Genomic DNA, 16,261 nt, shown 5'->3' on the forward strand with positions numbered 1-16,261 from the left:
AGTGAAGCTCCCGTTGGCTAAAACCCATGTTCGTGACCTCAGGAAATGATGACGTCTTCGAGTTTACGGGGATAGAGCGTCATGCTGTCCGGCCCTTGCTCCGCGATCAGCACGGTGTCGGCAATGCGGTAACCGGCGAAACCCGGAACAAAGATCGCGGGCTCGCTCGAGGTGATCATGTCGGGTTCGAAAATGGTCTGATCGCCGCCTTCCACCCATGGCGGTTCATGGAACATGATCCCCATGCCGTGACCGACACGGTGGAGCAGACAATTGCTCATTCCGCTGTCGCGGATATAGGCAAGCGCGAGGTTGTCGGCCGACGCGCAGGTATGGCCGGCGATCAGTGCTGCGGTCGCCATGCGTTGCGCCTCGAAGGCGACGGCATAATGTTGCAGCTGCAGTTTCGACGGCTCGCCGACGAAGAAAGTACGCTCGCTTTCAGCCGCCCGTCCGCCGACCCGGCAGCCGAGTGATAGGATGATGCTCTCGCCGATCTTGACCGGGTTGCCAGTCGGCATGCCATGCGGAAAGGCGGATCGGGCGCCGGAATAGACCAGACCGCTCGCCAGCCCCTGCACCAGCATGACGTCCTCATGCTCCTCGTGCATCGTTCGCATGGCGTGCCGGGAGACGTGAGACTCGATCTCTACCTCGCTCGGCAGCGGCCCCCCCCTGCGCATGGCCTCACGGATCAGTTCGACGCCGGCTTCGACCATCCGATCCGAAAGGCGGGCCGCTTCGCGGTGGAGGGCGATCTCCTCGGGATATTTTCGGAGCCGCATCTGCTGCACGATATTGCTGGGGATTATCCGTTCGGCGTTCGGAAAAGCCGTTTCGATCGGCTTTACGCGCGCAAGCGAGATCGCATGGCCATAGGCAACAGTGCCCTTGAAGCCAGCAAAGGCCCGGCCGAGCACCGCGAAGGGCGGATCGATGCCTGGAAACTCGAAATAGACGACTGGCTCCGCCGCGATCTTCTGGTGCGCCGCATGCGTGCGCTCGAGCTCCGGGATGAGCAGAAACGCGTCCGTTGCGGTAATGGCGAAGACGACGGGTCGCTCGGTTGTGTAATGCGAGAAGCCGGTCGTGTAGATGACATCGTCATTGGAATCTAAAAGCAGCAGATCGATGCCGGCCACTTCCATGCGGGCGCGGATTTCGCAATGGATCGTCGCATAAAAATCCGCGCCGAGACGCTGTGAAAAAGTCATCGGAATACCCTGGGCTGCAATGTGCTTGGAGCGCGCCGGGAATATCCAGCCCGCGACGGATATCAGTCCTTGAGGCCGATCAGGCCGCGCATGTTGCCGCGCGACGTTGCCTGCACCTCGAAAGGCAGTCTCTTTGAGTAGAAGAGCTGATAGCCCTGATAGGAAACGATGTAGTAAGGCAACTCGTCCGCCAGGACTTTAGCGGCCTTCTGGTAGGCTGCGGCTCGGTCGGCCTGCGTGGTTGCGGAGCGGCCCTGCTTCAGGAGATCGTCCACCGCAGGGTTTGAATAGCTGCCCCAGTTGGTTGAGCCGCCGGTGGTGAGTTGTGCAAACAGCAGGCGGTCGGGATCGACGATGTTGAGCCAGCCGAGCAGTGCGATCTGATGTTGGCTCTTCTGGACGTAATTGGTCGAAAAGGAGGGCCAGTCGCTGATCTGCGTCTTGGCGTCAATCCCGGCGGCCTGGAAATTCGCCTGCAGGAATTCGATTGTCTGGACGCGGTTGCTGTCCTCGCTATGGGTAGCGAGCGTCACGGCAAGCGGCTTCCCCCCCTTGTCGAGGATGCCGTCGCCATTCGTGTCGCTCCAGCCTTCTTCCTTGAAGAGGGCCTTGGCGCCTTCGATGCCGAAACCCGGCTGTTTGACATCTGCGGAATAGGCCCAGGACGATGGGAGGACCACCGACGAAGCCACTTCGTCAACGCCTTGATAGATGTCGTTGACGATGGTGCTCTGGTCGATCAGCATCGAAAATGCCCGGCGCATCTTCAAGCTCGAAAGCAACGGGTCCTTGGTGTTGAAGTTGATGTATGTGACACCGAGCCCGGCCTGGATGACATGGCCGAAACGGCTGTCGGCTTCGAGGCGTTTAACGTCCTGCGGGGCCAGCGGCGACTGGATGATGTCGAGGTCGCCTGCCTCGAAGGCCTGGGCGCGAGCCGAGCCGTCGCCGATGATCTTGATGCTGACCTTGTCAGCCTTCGGCCGTTCGCCCCAGTAGTTCGGATTGGCCTCGAGTTTGATGTCACTGCCTCGTGTCCAGGAGGTGAGCTTCATCGGGCCGGCGCCGACGGGTTTCAGAGCGATATCGGTGCCGCCTTCGACCAGAGCCTTCGGAACGATGCCGATGTCGAGATAGCTGAGCAGCGGTGCGTAGGGTGCGGAAAGCGTGAACTTCACGGTCTGCGAATCGACTGCCTCGACCACCGAGATCGGCGTATAGAGGGCGCGCATCGGTGCATTGAAATCCTTGGCGAGAATGGTCGTGAAGGTGAAGACTACGTCATCGGCCGTCAGCGGGCTGCCATCGGAGAATTTCAGGTTCGGGCGAAGCTTGAAGATCCAAGTCGTCGGATCGGGCGTCTGCCAGCTTTCGGCGAGGTCCGGCTTCGCCTCCAAACCCGGCGTCAGGTGGACGAGGCCGGAATAGATGAGGTCGGCGGTGCGGTAGGCCGTCGTATCGCGGGCAAGCCGCGGATCGAGCGTGCCGGCATCGACATCGGTCCCGATGGTTACGGTCGCGGCTTGCGCGGCAGACAAGGCGGCGAAGGAAAGTCCCGCAAGCAGGACCGTGGCCGTGATCGATAGTGCTTTGCTCATGTCTGTTCCCTTATTGGTTCTGATTCATTCAAAGCGTTGGATATCAGCGGTTTCTCGTTCTTCGCGATGCAAGGTCGGAGATCTTGTCCGGGGTCTTGTCGGCGATCTTATTGTGGCGCAGTTCGGCAAGCGCCGGTGCCAGGAGGTTTTCCAGCACGCCGGGGTCGGGCGCATGGCGATATTCGAAGCAGCGCTTGTTGGGACCGGCGAGATCCGCGACATGGTCCGCGCCAGAAGCGTAGATCACCACGTCGCAGCGGGCGATGATGTCGGAAAGGTCTTCTGCATCGGACCACGTCACCGTAATATCCGAGACATGGGGCGCGAATTCCCGGACGCTGGGACGCATGATGGCGATGTAATCTTTGAGATGGGTGACGGCCGCGATTTTCGTGCGCGGGTCGAGAAGTGCGAGCGACTGGCGGGTTCGTTCCGACGGGATAAAGCGCAGCGCCAGGATATTCGCATCCGGCACGAGGCCGCGCAGTTCAACCTCGCGGTGTACGAAGGTGAGAACGAGGTCCGCTTCGCCGCATTGCCGGCGGATTTCTTCGCTTTCCCGCACCTGATCAATAGTCACGAGGCCAAGTGTGTCGTTTGCGGCAAGCGTCGGGCGGATCTGCTCGATATAGTCGCGGGCCGGCGCCTCGAAGATCGCGACGAAGACGATATTAAGATAGGCTCGAGGCTTCCGGAGCCTTGCCTGTGCCTGTACCATTGAGGCGAGGGTGACCGGTGAGATGCCGAGACTTTCCGCCTTCTCCAGCAGATTGTCGATATCGGCGCCGAGGAGGTTTGCCGGAGCGACCCGTCCGACCTGCCGGTTCGGCTCATAGACCGTGAAGGCGCCGAGGCCTGGCCTGATTTCCACCAGTCCCTCTGCCCGTAGCTGTTTGTAGACCTCCGCCACCGTCATCGGTGCGATATCGAGTTCTGCCGCAAGCTGACGCACGGATTGCAGCTTCACACCCCTGGGCATGTCTCCGAAGGAAAGCATGTAGCTCAGAAGCCCATAGAGTTGCTTGCCGACTGGCACCGGCAAAGAGCGGTCAATGCTGGAGGCATCGATGGTGAACATGTGTAATACTCAGTTGATACACAGACCGTACCATGCATTCCGGGGATGACAAGACCCCCTGATAGAATTTGCTCATTCAAACAGCAAAGTGATTGATTGCCTGGAAAGTTTCCATTTATATGGCTCATTGAAGGGATGATATCGCGTTTTCTCGCGCTTCCGAAGCATGAGGTGTATCAATGGATTATGTCAATCTCGGCCGTACGGGGCTCAAAGTGTCGCGCTTGGCGCTGGGCTGCATGACCTTCGGATCGAGCGAGTGGGCACCCTGGGTGCTCGATTATGAGGACAGCGCTGAAATTCTCCGTAGAGCGGTCGATCTCGGCATCAATTTCTTTGATACGGCGGATATGTATTCGTCGGGAAAGAGCGAGGAGATAGTCGGCAGGGTGCTGCTCGATCTCGTGCCGCGGCGCAAGCTGGTCATTGCGACCAAAATCTACAATCCTATGAGCAGCGACGCGAACGATCGCGGGCTATCGCGCAAACATGTTTTCGAGGCGGTCGATGGCAGTCTGAGGCGTCTCGGAACGGATTATATCGATCTCTATCAGTTGCATCGCTTCGACTACGATACGCCGCTCGATGAAACGCTGGATGCACTGAACGACGTGGTGAGGGCGGGCAAGGTACGTTATCTCGGCGCGTCCTCCATGTTCGCCTGGCAGTTCATGAAGGCGATCGGCCTGCAGCGCCAGCACGGCTGGGCGCCTTTCGTTTCCATGCAGCCGCATTACAACCTGATCTACCGCGAGGAGGAGCGGGAAATGCTGCCGCTTTGCCTGAGCGAGGGCATCGGTGTCGTCCCATGGAGTCCGCTTGCGCGCGGGCGGCTTGCAGGTCGCGCGCAAGACCAGACGAAGCGCGGCCAGACAGATGGTACGGCACGCGCCCTTTACGACCGCTCGAAGGCAGCCGACGACACCGTCATAGCAGCGCTTAAGGCCGTTGCAGAGCGCCATGGAAAGCCGATGGCGCAGGTTGCCTATGCTTGGGTCGCAACCCGTCCAGCCATTACCGCGCCCGTCGTGGGCATTTCGAAGCCGCAACAGTTTGAGGATGCGGTCAAGGCACTGGAGATCAGCCTGACCGCAGAGGACGTGGCCGAGCTCGAACAACATTATCTGCCGAAACCGATCGCCGGCCATGTGTAGTCGGCGGTGGTCCGAGCTCTGGTCGGTTGGGTCGGCAATGAGCCATTTCAATTCTATCTCGATGAACTCCAGAGCATTTCCAGACAAGTTGACGAGACGACATTGTGCCCGACACCGGCTCGCGGGGCATAGAACTTCGCAGCTTTTGCGAGCGGCAGAGCGCGGCTCATGCACGTAAGCGAGAATGTACATGAATTCAATGCATTGGCTTCAGAAATTGAACTTTATGCTGGCCTCGGTGCTCCTCATTTTCTTGTCTCAGCGGTTTGGCTCACAGTCAGCCATATGTGGCAGAAGACTGCTTGACGCAGTTGCGCCTGCCGGTTGCCCGACAGGTGCGTCCTCGAAAATCCATCTCGATGGCTGGCGCGACCATACAGGAATAAAAAGTCGCGGTTTGAACGCGATCATCGAGAGGCAACCAGTGAAAGCGAGAGCACGCGCTTTCTTCAGTAGGTTCAGTGGTTTGCTGTTTGTCGCGCACAAGGTGGAAGGTTCAGATCGTCAAAACCATACACAATAGTCGTTTATCCGGCCATTTTTGATATCGGGCGTCCTACCAATCGCAGTAATCTTTGGCTCCGGTGCAAGCATCTTTGCTTCGTTTCATATCTAGAAGATCCGACGGGGCGCTTGCGCACGCCTCCGCGCCGCCATCCGAGAGGGCAAATGCGCACCGGCGCCTTGGCCGCATCTCTAAGTTTACAGGTTAATTCAAGGGCGAGAATGCGGTCGGCAGCAAGAAACGGCTTTCCTGGTGGACAAGGAAGGGAAGAATCTTGGGCACGAACGCCTGCCACGCGGCATCGGCTCCCAACTTTGCGCGCTGTGCCGAACGATGGCCGAAATCGTCGTAGGCCCAAATGAAAACAACAGAATTCAGCGTGCCGCTTTCGGTCGTCCAGCATCCGACCAGTTTGGCATATTGCGTTATGATGCCAAGCCCCTCGGCTTCGTATACCTTCAGAAAGGCGCCGGTGGTGCCTGGCGTTACTTGATAGATGCGCTGCTCATAAATCATTAGCGACGTCCTTCTCCTGGAGACCGGCTCGATATGTTTCGGTGGAAGCCTGCTTCTGACAATGCACAGTGGACAGTAATTCGTCAATTGACGATAAAATAGGCTCGATTTATCGCTGCGGCCCTGCTCGTGCTAAGAAAGGGCGAGAATCACGATGCATTTATCGCGGGGAGCGACGGTCTGTTGAAAGCCAAGTCCACCAATCTGCGAGGCAACCAGGCTGTTGCCAAGAAACCTGGTACCTCGAAGAAAAAGGGAAAACGTCTGCCCTATATGGAGCGACGTGCCCAGATCCTGGAGAAGGCTACGGAACTGTTCTCCGAGTATGGACTGACGGCGCAAACCCGCGCCCTGGCGGCTGACTGCGGCATTTCCCAACGTCTTCTGTATCGTTTCTTCCCGACCAAGGAAGATTTGCTCAGAGAGGTCTACGATACGGCGATCCTCGGTCCTTTTCAGGCCGTCTGGTTTGCTGAACTTAGCGACCGTTCGCGGCCTATGCACGACCGGCTGTGCGATTTCTATAACGAATATCTGGACGCGGTGCTCGTCCGGCGCTGGCTGCGTCTTTTCCTGTACTCCTCGCTGGCCGAAGCGGACATGGCGCCGAGCTATATTTCATCGATCATCACGAAGCTCATGGAGACGATCGTGGCGGAAGCTGCCCATGAGCGGGGCAGGCCCCTTAACGTCAAACCGGAGGCGATCCACGAGATCGGCTGGATCATCCACGGTGCGATATCACACTACGGGATTCGCAGGCACATCTACCACGCGAGCCAGGTCATCCCGCAGGAGCAGGTCGTCGAGATGCATGTCAGCCTGTTCTTGAGCGGTTTCGACGCCATGATTGCCCAGTACGCGAAAATCGAGGCCTGATTTTTCCCTGCCGCTTGGTACGACGGTCGATTCATTTTATTGAAGTCGTCAGTTGACGACTTATTCAGACGTTGTTAGCTTTTCCCCGTGAGGCCGACGGCTTCCGCGGCCTTGGGCCGGTTACGCGACACAGTCGCGCATTCGAGGGGATAAAAAGATGAAAACTGGATTAGGGCGCGCCTTCGGACGGCGCGAATTTCTCAAGGCTTCGGCCTTGGTCGGTGGCGCCGCGCTGGCTCTGCCGGGCGTGACTGCGCGTGCCGCAGGTAGCAACATCAACCTGCAGACCTGGTCGGCTGCGGTCGATCTGGTCAAGAGCCATGTCGCTGCATTCGAGAAGAAGACGGGCTTGACCGTCGATTACGCGAATGCGCCATGGGCACAGTATCCCGATGCTATGGTCACGAAATTTGCCGGCGGCGCCCCCCTGGACGTCCTGTGGGTTTCGGACGGCTGGCTGCCGCAATGGGCCGAAGCCAACTGGATCGCCCCGATCGACGGATTCGACAATCTGATGGCCTATAATGGCGACGCCGAACCGTTTTGTACGGATTCGATGACCTATAACGGACGCCAGTACGGCCTGACCTACTACACTGACTACATGGGCTTCCTGTACGATGCCGAAAAGCTTTCCGCTGCAGGGTTTTCCGCGCCGCCGACGAGCTGGGACGAAGTCGTCGAGCAGTCGCTGGTGATGAAGCAGAAAGGCCTTTCCGATTTTCCGCTGATGCTGGCGCTAGCCAAGGAAAGCTGGCTCATCGAGTTCATGTCGGCAATGGTCTTTTCGCAGGGCGGCGCCTTCACCGACGACAAGGGCAATTCGGTCATGCAGGAGGCAAAGGGCGGCGCCCTGACGACCCTCCAGTGGATCGTCGATGCGGTCAACAAGCATAAGATCGTCTCCTCCGCCTGCCTGGAAACGGGGGAGCTCAACGGCCTGAAGGCGTTTGCTGCCGGCAACCATGCCTTTGCACTTCTGCCGAAATATCGCCTGGCCATGCTTAACGATCCGGCTCAGTCGAAGATTGCGGGCCGCGCCAAGCAGGCGCTGATGCCGCAGGGCAAGGACGGGTCGCACGCGACGGTCGGCTGGATGCGTTTCCATGGCATGTCGACGCAGGCTGCCGCCGACAAGGCCCGTGCCGAAAACGCCGCGAAGCTGATCGAATGGTTTGGCGGCAAGGCGGACGGCGAATACAAATTCCAGAAGCTGCTTTTCCTCGATCTGGGTTCGAGTTTCGGCGTCAAGCCGCTGTTCCAGGATGCCGACGTGCGCGCCGCCTACAACAAATATGGCGATGTGGAACTGATCCAGAAACAGCAGGCGCTCGCCCGCAAGAAGGACGTGATAACGCCCTGGTTCGGCGACTGGAACGAGGTCAACGGCTCCGCGTGGCAGTCGGCGGTTCTCGGCAATGCCTCGGCCGCTGATGCGTTGAAGAAGTCGGGGAAGGAGTGGGACGATCTCAAGTCCCAGTCCTGATAACATCGACAGATAGTCTTCCTGGCTGGGTGGCCGGCCGGGAAGCGGGATCTGGGGCACCGTATCTGGTTTGGGGACACGTTTCGGGCGAAGCGCGATCAGGTCTAGGCGGGATCGATCTCAGTTGGCTCATCGATATCGGAATCTGGTGGAACTTCTCGACATGTCAAATACGGCAGGCGGAATAGGCGCGAAGGTGATGCGGCGTTTTACGTATGACGACCGTACAGCACTTGTTTTCATCGCGCCGGTCATGGCGGTCCTCGGGCTGGTGGCGGTTTTCCCGATTGGCTATTCCTTCTATATAAGCCTCTTCCAGATCAAGTTGACGCGTCCCAACCGGACGCCGTTCGTGTGGCTGGACAACTATATTCAGCTGTTCGGCGATGATCTTTTCTGGACCGCGGTGTTGAGGACCGTCACCTTCACCGTGATGTCCGTCACGGCGATCACGGTGCTGGCGCTCCTGGCCGCCCTGCTCCTCAACGAGAAGTTCCCTGGACGGCGCCTGGTCAGCACGATCCTGTTGATTCCCTGGGCCATTCCCTATGTCGCCGACGCCCTGATGTGGAAGTGGATCTACGATTCCGGCTACGGCGCGCTCAACGGCTTGCTCTACCAGCTCGGCTTTATCGAAAAATACCTGGTCTGGCTCGGTGACCAGCAAAAAACGCTGCCTTTGATCGCCAATGCCTTCGTCTGGAAAGAAGTCCCCTTGGCAACGATCCTGCTGCTGGTGTCGCTGAAATCCATTCCACAGGATCTCTACAATGCGGCCCGAGTCGATGGGGCGCCGCTCCTGCAGCGTTTCCTTCACGTAACGCTGCCTTCCATGCGCACGGGTTTCATGCTGGTCATCCTCTACGAGACGATGATTTCCATCCGGCATTTCGATCTGTTCTTCGTTCTGACGGAAGGCGGTCCCGGCACGGCCTCCCATGTGCTGTCGTGGGAAATTTACATCGAGACGTTCCGCAACCTGTCCTTCGGTTCCGGCGCCGCGATGTCCTACGTCCTGGCATTGGTGACCTTTGCGCTCGCCTACTTCGTCATCAAGATTCTCGGCAGGAGTGTGTAAATGGCCAGCCTTCACGACCTCCCGGACAACGGGAGCCGGGCCGGGCGACCCGTCCCGCCGCGCTCGATCAACTACAAGCGGCGCGGTGAGATCTACAGGTGGCTCCACCGCGGGGTCATATTCGCCGGCTCGCTTGCCATCATGCTGGTCGTCCTGATGCCCGTCGCATGGCTGGTATCGTCCTCGCTGCAGACCGAAGCCGAGATCGTTTCGGTGCCGCCGCACTGGATACCGGACGAACCGACGCTCAGGAATTTCAAGGCGATCTTTACGGCCGACGAAGGCCCGGTGAGCTATGAGACCCGCAACAGGCAGGACCCGGCCTCGGGAAGCTTCATCCCGTCGACGGCCAAAAACCTGCTGCCGGCCATGTTCAACAGCTTCGCCGTCGCGACCCTCGTTGTCGTGTTGAACCTGCTGGTCGGGCTTCCCGCGGCCTATGCGATGGCGAAGATCCGTTTCCGGGGGCGGACGGGGTCCGTCTATTTCATCCTCGCGACCCGCGTCATTCCCGATATCGCCCTCGTCGTTCCCTTCTTCCTGGTCATCAAGAATCTCGGGCTGCTCGATAGCATCCTGTCGCTCGTCGTCACTTATCTGGCGATCACCGTGCCGTTCACGGTGTTCATCCTGATCCAGTATTTCGAGAGCCTGCCGGACGAGCTCGACAAGGCGGCGCGCGTCGATGGCTGCTCACGCCTGCAGACGTTGACGCATGTCTATCTGCCGTTGTCGCTGCCTTCCATTGTGGCGGTGATCCTGTTTGCGTTCCTGACCAGCTGGAACGAGTTCCTCCTGGCGCTGATGTTCACCCAGACGGTCTCCTCCCAGACGCTGCCGATCGTCCTGGCGTCGTTCACGTCCGATTTCACCATAAGCTTCTCGTTCATCAACGCGGCGGGTCTTCTTGCGATCGTGCCGCCGGTGATCATCGCCATCGTCTTTGAACGTTACATCGTCTCCGGCCTCACGGCCGGCGCCGTGAAAGGGTAACAGGGAGTTTGCCAGTGGCTCGCATCGAATTTGAAAATGCCTCCAAGCGTTATCCGAACGGTTATGTCGCCCTCGAAAATCTCAATCTCGAGATCAATGACAAGGAATTCGTGGTTCTGCTCGGTCCCTCCGGCTGCGGCAAGTCCACCACGCTGAACATGATCGCCGGCCTGGAGGAAGTGACCGAGGGCAACCTCTACTTCGACGATGAAACCGTCAATTTCACGCCCCCGCATCATCGCGACGTCGCCATGGTCTTCCAGAGCTATGCGCTCTATCCGCACAAGACGGTCTACGAGAACATCGCCTTCGGCCTGATTATGCGCAAGCATCCCAGGGACGACATCGATCGTCGGGTGAGGGATGCGGCCCAGCGCCTGGAAATCACCTCTCTCCTCGACAGGCGTCCGGGCCAGCTGTCGGGCGGCCAGCGCCAGCGCGTAGCGCTCGGTCGCGCCATGGTGCGCCGCCCGGCGGTGTTCCTCATGGACGAGCCGCTGTCGAACCTCGATGCGGCGCTGCGCATTTCGATGCGGGCGGAAATCAAGGAACTGCATCGTTCGATGCAGACGACCTTCGTCTACGTGACCCATGACCAGGCCGAGGCATTGACGCTGGCCGACAGGATCGTCGTCATGCGCAACGGACACGTGCAGCAGATCGGAACCCCCGACGAGATCTACGAACATCCCGCCAACACCTTCGTCGCCTCGTTCCTCGGAAGCCCGCCCATCAACTATCTCACAGGCGAGCTGGTGGTCGAAGGACAAAAGGTCGCCTTCGTGCGGGGCGAGACAAGGCTGTCGTTCGCGCCGGAACGGGCAAGCCAGCTTCTGGCGCATAATGGCCGCAAGGTGAAACTCGGCATTCGCGCCGAGGATGTCGACGAACGGGATACGCCCGCAGACGGCGAAGTCATCGCCGGCACGGTAACCTCCGTCCTTCCGGTCGGTTCCGATCAGTTCCTCGGCATGAAAGTGGAGGGCGAGGAACTTTTCTTCCGCGTCAACAAGGACCTGCGCCACAGCTACGGAGACGTGATCAAGCTGTCGGCGAACGCCCACAGGCTGCATGTCTTCGATGCGGCGAGCGAAATGAGCCTGATCGGATGATAGAATGAAACCCGCGTCATTCGATTACCATCGGCCGCAGACGCTCGATGCTGCGCTGGGTTTGCTCGCCCGTTTCGGAGAACGGGCAAAGCCCATCGCCGGCGGCCAGAGCTTCGGTCCGATGCTGAACATGAGGCTCGCCCGTCCCGAGCACCTGATCGACCTGAACGATCTGGTGGAGCTCGATTTCATCAGGGTTTCGGATGCCATGCTGGAGGTGGGCGCGATGACGCGGCACCATCGGGTGGCGACCGCGCCGGAAGTGGCGAGGTCGCATCCGTTGCTGGCGGCGGCGGCTGCGACAATCGGCCATTATGCGATCCGTCACCGCGGCACGCTTGGCGGCAGCCTCGCCCATGCCGATCCGGCCGCGCAGATGCCGCTGGTCGCGGTGCTCGGCGGCGCGCGACTGGTCTTGCACGGACTCTCCGGACGGAGGGAAATTGCTGCGGGCGATTTCTTCAAGTCGGTAATGACAGTCGATCTCGCAGAGGGCGAGCTCGTGACCTCGGTTCTCTATCCACGCCTGCCAATCAACGCCGGTTGGGCATTCGAGTTGTTCAGCCGCCGTCGCGGCGATTTTGCCGTGGTCGCCGTCGCGGTGCTCCTGACGCTCGATGACGCCGGCAGGCTGGGGGACCTGCACGTCGCGCTCGGGGGTGTCGCGCCCGTGCCCCTCCGGCTCGACCTGTCGGCAGTCGCTCCTTCCGGCGTGATCATGGAGGACACTTGGATCGAGGCGGTCTCCGAATTCGCGGCGCAATCGGTCGCGCCTGAAGACACCGTGCAGATTCCGGCGGTCTTTCGTCGCGAGGTGACTGCGCCCCTGACGCAAAAGGCGCTCGCGACGGCGTTGGCGCGTTCGCGGAAGGCGTCTGCATGAGCGTCGCGCGGATGATTTCGCTCACGGTGAATGGTGAAACCCTGGAGGCGACGGTAGAACCTCGCAAATTGCTCGCCGACGTGTTGCGCGAGGATTTCGGGCTCACCGGGACGCATATCGGCTGCGAACACGGCGTTTGCGGGGCTTGTACGGTGCTGATCGACGATCAACCGGCACGCGCCTGCCTGACCTATGCCATCCAGATGGAAGGGCACGAGATCACGACGATCGAGGCCGTCGGAAGGACAGATTTAAGCCCGCTGCAGCGGGCGCTGCATGAGGAGCACGGACTCCAGTGCGGCTTTTGTACGCCCGGGATCATCATGACCTTCGAAGCCTTCCTTCGTGATACGCCCGATCCTAGCGAGGACGACGTGCGCGACGTCCTGTCGGGCAATCTGTGCCGCTGCACGGGCTATCAGAACATCGTTGCCGCCGTTTTGAAGGCGGCGAGAACTATTCGCGAGGAGCGGCCGTGAGCGAAATGGATGGCTTCCACTACATCGGCAAACCGCTGGCGCGAAAGGAAGACAAGCGTCTCGTCACTGGGCGGGGGCGTTATGTTGATGACATCGTGGTACCCGGCGCTCTGCACGCATGCTTCGTGCGCTCGCCGCATGCTCACGCGCGCATCCTGAAGATTTCAACGGAAGCGGCGTGCGACCTGCCCGGCGTAATCGGCGTCTTTACCGGTGAAGACCTCGACAGATGGACAAACCGGTTGCGGGTGGCGCCGCCGATCGAGGGCCTTCATCCGACCGAGATTTCGACGTTGCCGATCGATAAGGTCCGGTTTCACGGCGATCCGGTGGCCGTTGTGGTAGCGAAGGACCGGTACGTCGCCGAGGACGCCACCGAACTTGTCGACGTCGAATACGAACTGCTGCCGGCGATCGCCTCGCTGGAAAATGCGCTTGTCGGCAATGCGGTCCTGGTCGACGAGACGCTGCCTTCCAATCTCGTTTCGCATCAGAGCTTTTCCGCCGGAAATGTTGATCGGCGCCGCAAGGAGGCACACGCGGTCGTCGAGGCTTCGTTCTACCAGCATCGCCAGACCCACGTGCCTATGGAAACGCGGGGCTGTGTGGCTGTCTGGGACGCCGGGCGGGAGCACCTTACTTTCCATACCGGCAGTCAGGTCGTGCATCCGCTGCGCAGCCAGCTTGCGGTCCGCCTTGGACTTTCCGAAAGCCAGGTCGCCGTCATATCCCTCGACGTCGGAGGCGGCTTCGGACAGAAGATCGCGCTTTACCGGGAGGAACTGACGGTCGCCGCCCTGGCGCGTCATCTGAACCGTCCGGTGCGCTGGCGCGAGGACCGGAGCGAGAACCTCATGGCAGCAAGCCACGCGCGCGAAAACTTCTGCCGCACGCGCGCGTCGGTCACGGCGGAAGGGCGAATTCTCGGACTGGAACTGGAAATCACCGAGGATTTCGGAGCCTATTGTTTCTATCCGGCAAACTATATGTCACGCGTCGTAGCGATGATCCTGACCGGCCCGTACCGGATCGAGGACTATGCTTTCGACGTCAAGATCGCACTGACGAACAAGTGCGGGAACGGCCCGATGCGGGCACCCATGTCCATCACCAGCTGGGTGATGGACGGAACGATCGATGCCGTCGCTCGGCAGCTCGGTCTCGACCCCCTCGATGTCCGCCGGACCAACATACTCGGGGCGGAAGACCTGCCCTATCGAATGCCCACGGGCGAACTGCTGGAGGACATCACGCCGGCAGAGACATTGCGCAGAGTGGTCGATGCCGTCGGCTACGACGCCTTCCGCAATCGCCAGCAGGCTTTGCGGAACGAGGGACGTTATATCGGGCTCGGCCTTTGCACTGTCGTCGAATCCACCACCTACGGCTCCGCGTTCTACAAATCGACCGGCATTCCCGGTTCGGGGCACGAGGCTGCGTGGGTCAGGATCGAACCGAGCGGGGTCGTGAACGCCTCGGTCGGGCTCGGCGCAACAGGCCAGGGCTATGAGACGGCGATGTCGCAGGCCGTTGCCGAGGGATTGGGCGTGGACCCTTCCTGCATTCGGATTCATATCGGCAATACCGATGTGGCTCCCTACGGCATGGGCAGCCGTGGCGCGAGAGGCGGCACGGCGGGCGGCGGTTCGCTGTATCTGTGCGCGCAAAAAGCCCGCGACCACGTGTTGCGGATCGCCGCGCACCAGCTCGGCCTGAATTCGGCATCCGACCTCCACCTCCTGGACGGCCGGGTGGAAAGGCTCCTCAATGGCGAATGGAACGCAACGGGGATCAGCCTCGCCGACATCGCCAGAACGGCTTATCTCGACCCGACAAACCTGCCGGAAGGGATCGCGCCGGGGCTTGATTTCTCGCTGACCTACGATCCCCCGCCGATGACCTATTCCAACTCGTCGCACGCCTGCGAAGTCGAGGTGGATATCCGCACCGGAATGCTCAGCATCTCCCGTTACGTGGTTTCGGAGGATTGCGGGACCGTCATCAACCCGATCGTCGTGCGTGGCCAGCAGCAGGGCGCCATCGCCATGGGGCTGAGCGGGGCCATGCTGGAGGAAGTCGTCTACGACGAGAACGGGCAGAATCTCTCCGCCACGTTCGCCGACTACCTGGTGGCGACGGCCTGCGAGCTGCCGAACTTCGAAATTCTCCACAACCACACACCGAACAAGCGTACGCCGGCCGGCATCAAGGGCATGGCCGAAGGCGGTGTGATGGGATCGATCGGAGCGTTGACCAATGCCGTCAACGACGCGCTGACGCCGTTCGGCGTGGTGGCGGACCGCCAGCCGCTTTCCCCGCAATACCTGCGGTCATTGTTGCGCGAGCACATGTGAGCCCGCCTGGCTGAAAGGACAGAACCGAGATGAACAGTACAGATAGCAGGAAGAAAGTCGGCTTCGTCGGCCTGGGAATCATGGGGCGCAGCATGGCGGGCCACATTCTCGACGGCGGGCACGAGCTGCATGTCTACAACAGGACAAAAGGCAAGGGAGCCGAATTGGTTGCCAGGGGCGCCGTCTGGCACGACAGCGCAGGAGAGGTGGCGGCGGCGTGCGACATCCTTGTCACCATCGTCGGGTATCCCAAGGATGTCGAGGAAACCTACCTCGGCGCTGGCGGGATCGTAGAGAGGGCAAAAGCGGGGGCGGTACTCATCGACATGACCACTTCCAGCCCTACGCTCGCCGTCGAGATTGCGGCGAAAGCGGCGCAAAAAGGCGTTAGGACGCTCGATGCGCCAGTCTCCGGGGGGGACGTCGGTGCGAAGGCGGGCAAACTTTCGATCATGGTCGGGGGGGACGAAGCCGCGTTCAACGTCGCTCTGCCCCTCCTCAGGCTGATGGGCGAAAACATCGTCCTGCAAGGTGGGCCGGGGGCGGGACAGCACACGAAGATGAGCAACCAGATCGCCATCGCTTCTACCATGATCGCCGTCAGCGAGAGCCTCGCCTATGCCAAGGCGTCCGGGCTCGATGCAGGACGGGTCCTGTCTTCGATCGGAACCGGAGCCGCGTCCAGCTTCGCCTTGAATGTCCTCGGCCCGAAGATGCTGGCCGACGACTATGCTCCCGGCTTTTACGTGCATCACTTCATCAAGGATATGTCGATCGCCATCGCTGAAGCAGAGCGGATGAAGCTCGACCTGCCGGGCCTCGCGCTGGCCAAGCGGCTCTATGAGACGCTCGCGTCGAGCGGATTCGGTGAGGAGGGAACGCAGGCGATCTACAGGCTCTACGAACAGCACGCCGGGAAATAGGAAACGGCA

14 protein-coding genes are annotated in these 16,261 nt (G+C 60.3%); 10 read left to right on the plus strand and 4 right to left on the minus strand.

The annotated features are described in order from the left end of the window. Window positions 1–38: 38 nt before the first annotated feature. From QEO92_RS06330 to QEO92_RS06340, 3 genes are all read right to left on the minus strand, one after another. Window positions 39–1,214, minus strand: a complete 1,176-nt coding sequence (locus QEO92_RS06330; protein ID WP_227702527.1) for a M24 family metallopeptidase — start codon at window positions 1,212–1,214, stop codon at window positions 39–41. A 62-nt stretch (window positions 1,215–1,276) separates the two neighbouring features. Beyond that, on the minus strand, window positions 1,277–2,812 hold the full coding sequence (locus QEO92_RS06335; RefSeq protein ID WP_227702528.1) for an ABC transporter substrate-binding protein: 1,536 nt from the start codon (window positions 2,810–2,812) through the stop codon (window positions 1,277–1,279). Between the two features lie 43 nt (window positions 2,813–2,855). Further along, window positions 2,856–3,890: a GntR family transcriptional regulator gene (locus QEO92_RS06340; RefSeq protein WP_227702529.1), complete on the minus strand. Its 1,035-nt coding sequence runs from the start codon at window positions 3,888–3,890 to the stop codon at window positions 2,856–2,858. Between the two features lie 179 nt (window positions 3,891–4,069). Here QEO92_RS06340 and QEO92_RS06345 point away from each other — a divergent pair, with 179 nt between their 5' ends. Then, complete coding sequence (locus QEO92_RS06345) at window positions 4,070–5,044, plus strand: aldo/keto reductase (protein ID WP_227702530.1); 975 nt, start codon at window positions 4,070–4,072, stop codon at window positions 5,042–5,044. 709 nt (window positions 5,045–5,753) lie between these two features. Here QEO92_RS06345 and QEO92_RS06350 read toward each other — a convergent pair. Continuing rightward, the gene (locus QEO92_RS06350) at window positions 5,754–6,065 is read right to left on the minus strand and encodes an NIPSNAP family protein (RefSeq protein WP_037150255.1); all 312 of its coding nucleotides are present in this window, start codon (window positions 6,063–6,065) and stop codon (window positions 5,754–5,756) included. A 183-nt stretch (window positions 6,066–6,248) separates the two neighbouring features. On the opposite strand from QEO92_RS06350, the gene QEO92_RS06355 reads away from it, so the two are divergent. The 9 genes from QEO92_RS06355 to QEO92_RS06395 all read left to right on the plus strand — a co-directional run bounded on the left by QEO92_RS06355 (window position 6,249) and on the right by QEO92_RS06395 (window position 16,252). Further along, a complete protein-coding gene (locus tag QEO92_RS06355; protein WP_200883945.1) occupies window positions 6,249–6,944 on the plus strand; it encodes a TetR/AcrR family transcriptional regulator in 696 nt (231 codons plus the stop codon). Window positions 6,945–7,101: 157 nt separating this feature from the next. Then, window positions 7,102–8,430 carry an extracellular solute-binding protein gene (locus QEO92_RS06360; protein WP_037150252.1) on the plus strand — a complete coding sequence of 443 codons (1,329 nt, stop codon included), beginning with the start codon at window positions 7,102–7,104 and terminating at the stop codon, window positions 8,428–8,430. Window positions 8,431–8,593: 163 nt separating this feature from the next. Further along, a complete protein-coding gene (locus QEO92_RS06365; protein ID WP_210165750.1) occupies window positions 8,594–9,508 on the plus strand; it encodes a carbohydrate ABC transporter permease in 915 nt (304 codons plus the stop codon). Further along, window positions 9,509–10,501, plus strand: a complete 993-nt coding sequence (locus tag QEO92_RS06370) for a carbohydrate ABC transporter permease (RefSeq protein ID WP_227702532.1) — start codon at window positions 9,509–9,511, stop codon at window positions 10,499–10,501. Between the two features lie 14 nt (window positions 10,502–10,515). After that, entirely contained in the window at window positions 10,516–11,613 is a 1,098-nt protein-coding gene (locus QEO92_RS06375; RefSeq protein ID WP_227702533.1) for an ABC transporter ATP-binding protein, read from the plus strand. Window positions 11,614–11,617: 4 nt separating this feature from the next. Beyond that, window positions 11,618–12,496, plus strand: a complete 879-nt coding sequence (locus tag QEO92_RS06380; protein ID WP_227702534.1) for an FAD binding domain-containing protein — start codon at window positions 11,618–11,620, stop codon at window positions 12,494–12,496. Continuing rightward, a complete protein-coding gene (locus QEO92_RS06385) occupies window positions 12,493–12,975 on the plus strand; it encodes a (2Fe-2S)-binding protein (protein ID WP_037150241.1) in 483 nt (160 codons plus the stop codon). The genes QEO92_RS06380 and QEO92_RS06385 overlap by 4 nt, the downstream gene beginning before the upstream one ends. Before the next feature lie 5 nt (window positions 12,976–12,980). Next, window positions 12,981–15,329 (plus strand): xanthine dehydrogenase family protein molybdopterin-binding subunit, encoded by a 2,349-nt coding sequence (locus tag QEO92_RS06390; RefSeq protein ID WP_227705103.1) that lies wholly within the window; start codon window positions 12,981–12,983, stop codon window positions 15,327–15,329. Window positions 15,330–15,358: 29 nt separating this feature from the next. Next, window positions 15,359–16,252: an NAD(P)-dependent oxidoreductase gene (locus QEO92_RS06395; protein ID WP_037150237.1), complete on the plus strand. Its 894-nt coding sequence runs from the start codon at window positions 15,359–15,361 to the stop codon at window positions 16,250–16,252. Window positions 16,253–16,261 lie beyond the last annotated feature (9 nt).

It is taken from the genome of Neorhizobium petrolearium (genome assembly GCF_029854435.1).
Lineage (GTDB): Bacteria > Pseudomonadota > Alphaproteobacteria > Rhizobiales > Rhizobiaceae > Neorhizobium > Neorhizobium petrolearium.

Excerpts from the sequence above, each read along its gene's own strand:
- QEO92_RS06385 (WP_037150241.1), top strand. The coding sequence starts at position 12,493 with ATGAGCGTCGCGCGGATGATTTCGCTCACGGTGAATGGTGAAACCCTG.
- QEO92_RS06360 (WP_037150252.1), top strand. The coding sequence starts at position 7,102 with ATGAAAACTGGATTAGGGCGCGCCTTCGGACGGCGCGAATTTCTCAAG.
- QEO92_RS06395 (WP_037150237.1), top strand. The coding sequence starts at position 15,359 with ATGAACAGTACAGATAGCAGGAAGAAAGTCGGCTTCGTCGGCCTGGGA.
- QEO92_RS06370 (WP_227702532.1), top strand. The coding sequence starts at position 9,509 with ATGGCCAGCCTTCACGACCTCCCGGACAACGGGAGCCGGGCCGGGCGA.
- QEO92_RS06365 (WP_210165750.1), top strand. The coding sequence starts at position 8,594 with ATGTCAAATACGGCAGGCGGAATAGGCGCGAAGGTGATGCGGCGTTTT.
- QEO92_RS06390 (WP_227705103.1), top strand. The coding sequence starts at position 12,981 with ATGGATGGCTTCCACTACATCGGCAAACCGCTGGCGCGAAAGGAAGAC.
- QEO92_RS06350 (WP_037150255.1), bottom strand. The coding sequence starts at position 6,065 with ATGATTTATGAGCAGCGCATCTATCAAGTAACGCCAGGCACCACCGGC.
- QEO92_RS06340 (WP_227702529.1), bottom strand. The coding sequence starts at position 3,890 with ATGTTCACCATCGATGCCTCCAGCATTGACCGCTCTTTGCCGGTGCCA.
- QEO92_RS06335 (WP_227702528.1), bottom strand. The coding sequence starts at position 2,812 with ATGAGCAAAGCACTATCGATCACGGCCACGGTCCTGCTTGCGGGACTT.
- QEO92_RS06345 (WP_227702530.1), top strand. The coding sequence starts at position 4,070 with ATGGATTATGTCAATCTCGGCCGTACGGGGCTCAAAGTGTCGCGCTTG.
- QEO92_RS06330 (WP_227702527.1), bottom strand. The coding sequence starts at position 1,214 with ATGACTTTTTCACAGCGTCTCGGCGCGGATTTTTATGCGACGATCCAT.
- QEO92_RS06380 (WP_227702534.1), top strand. The coding sequence starts at position 11,618 with ATGAAACCCGCGTCATTCGATTACCATCGGCCGCAGACGCTCGATGCT.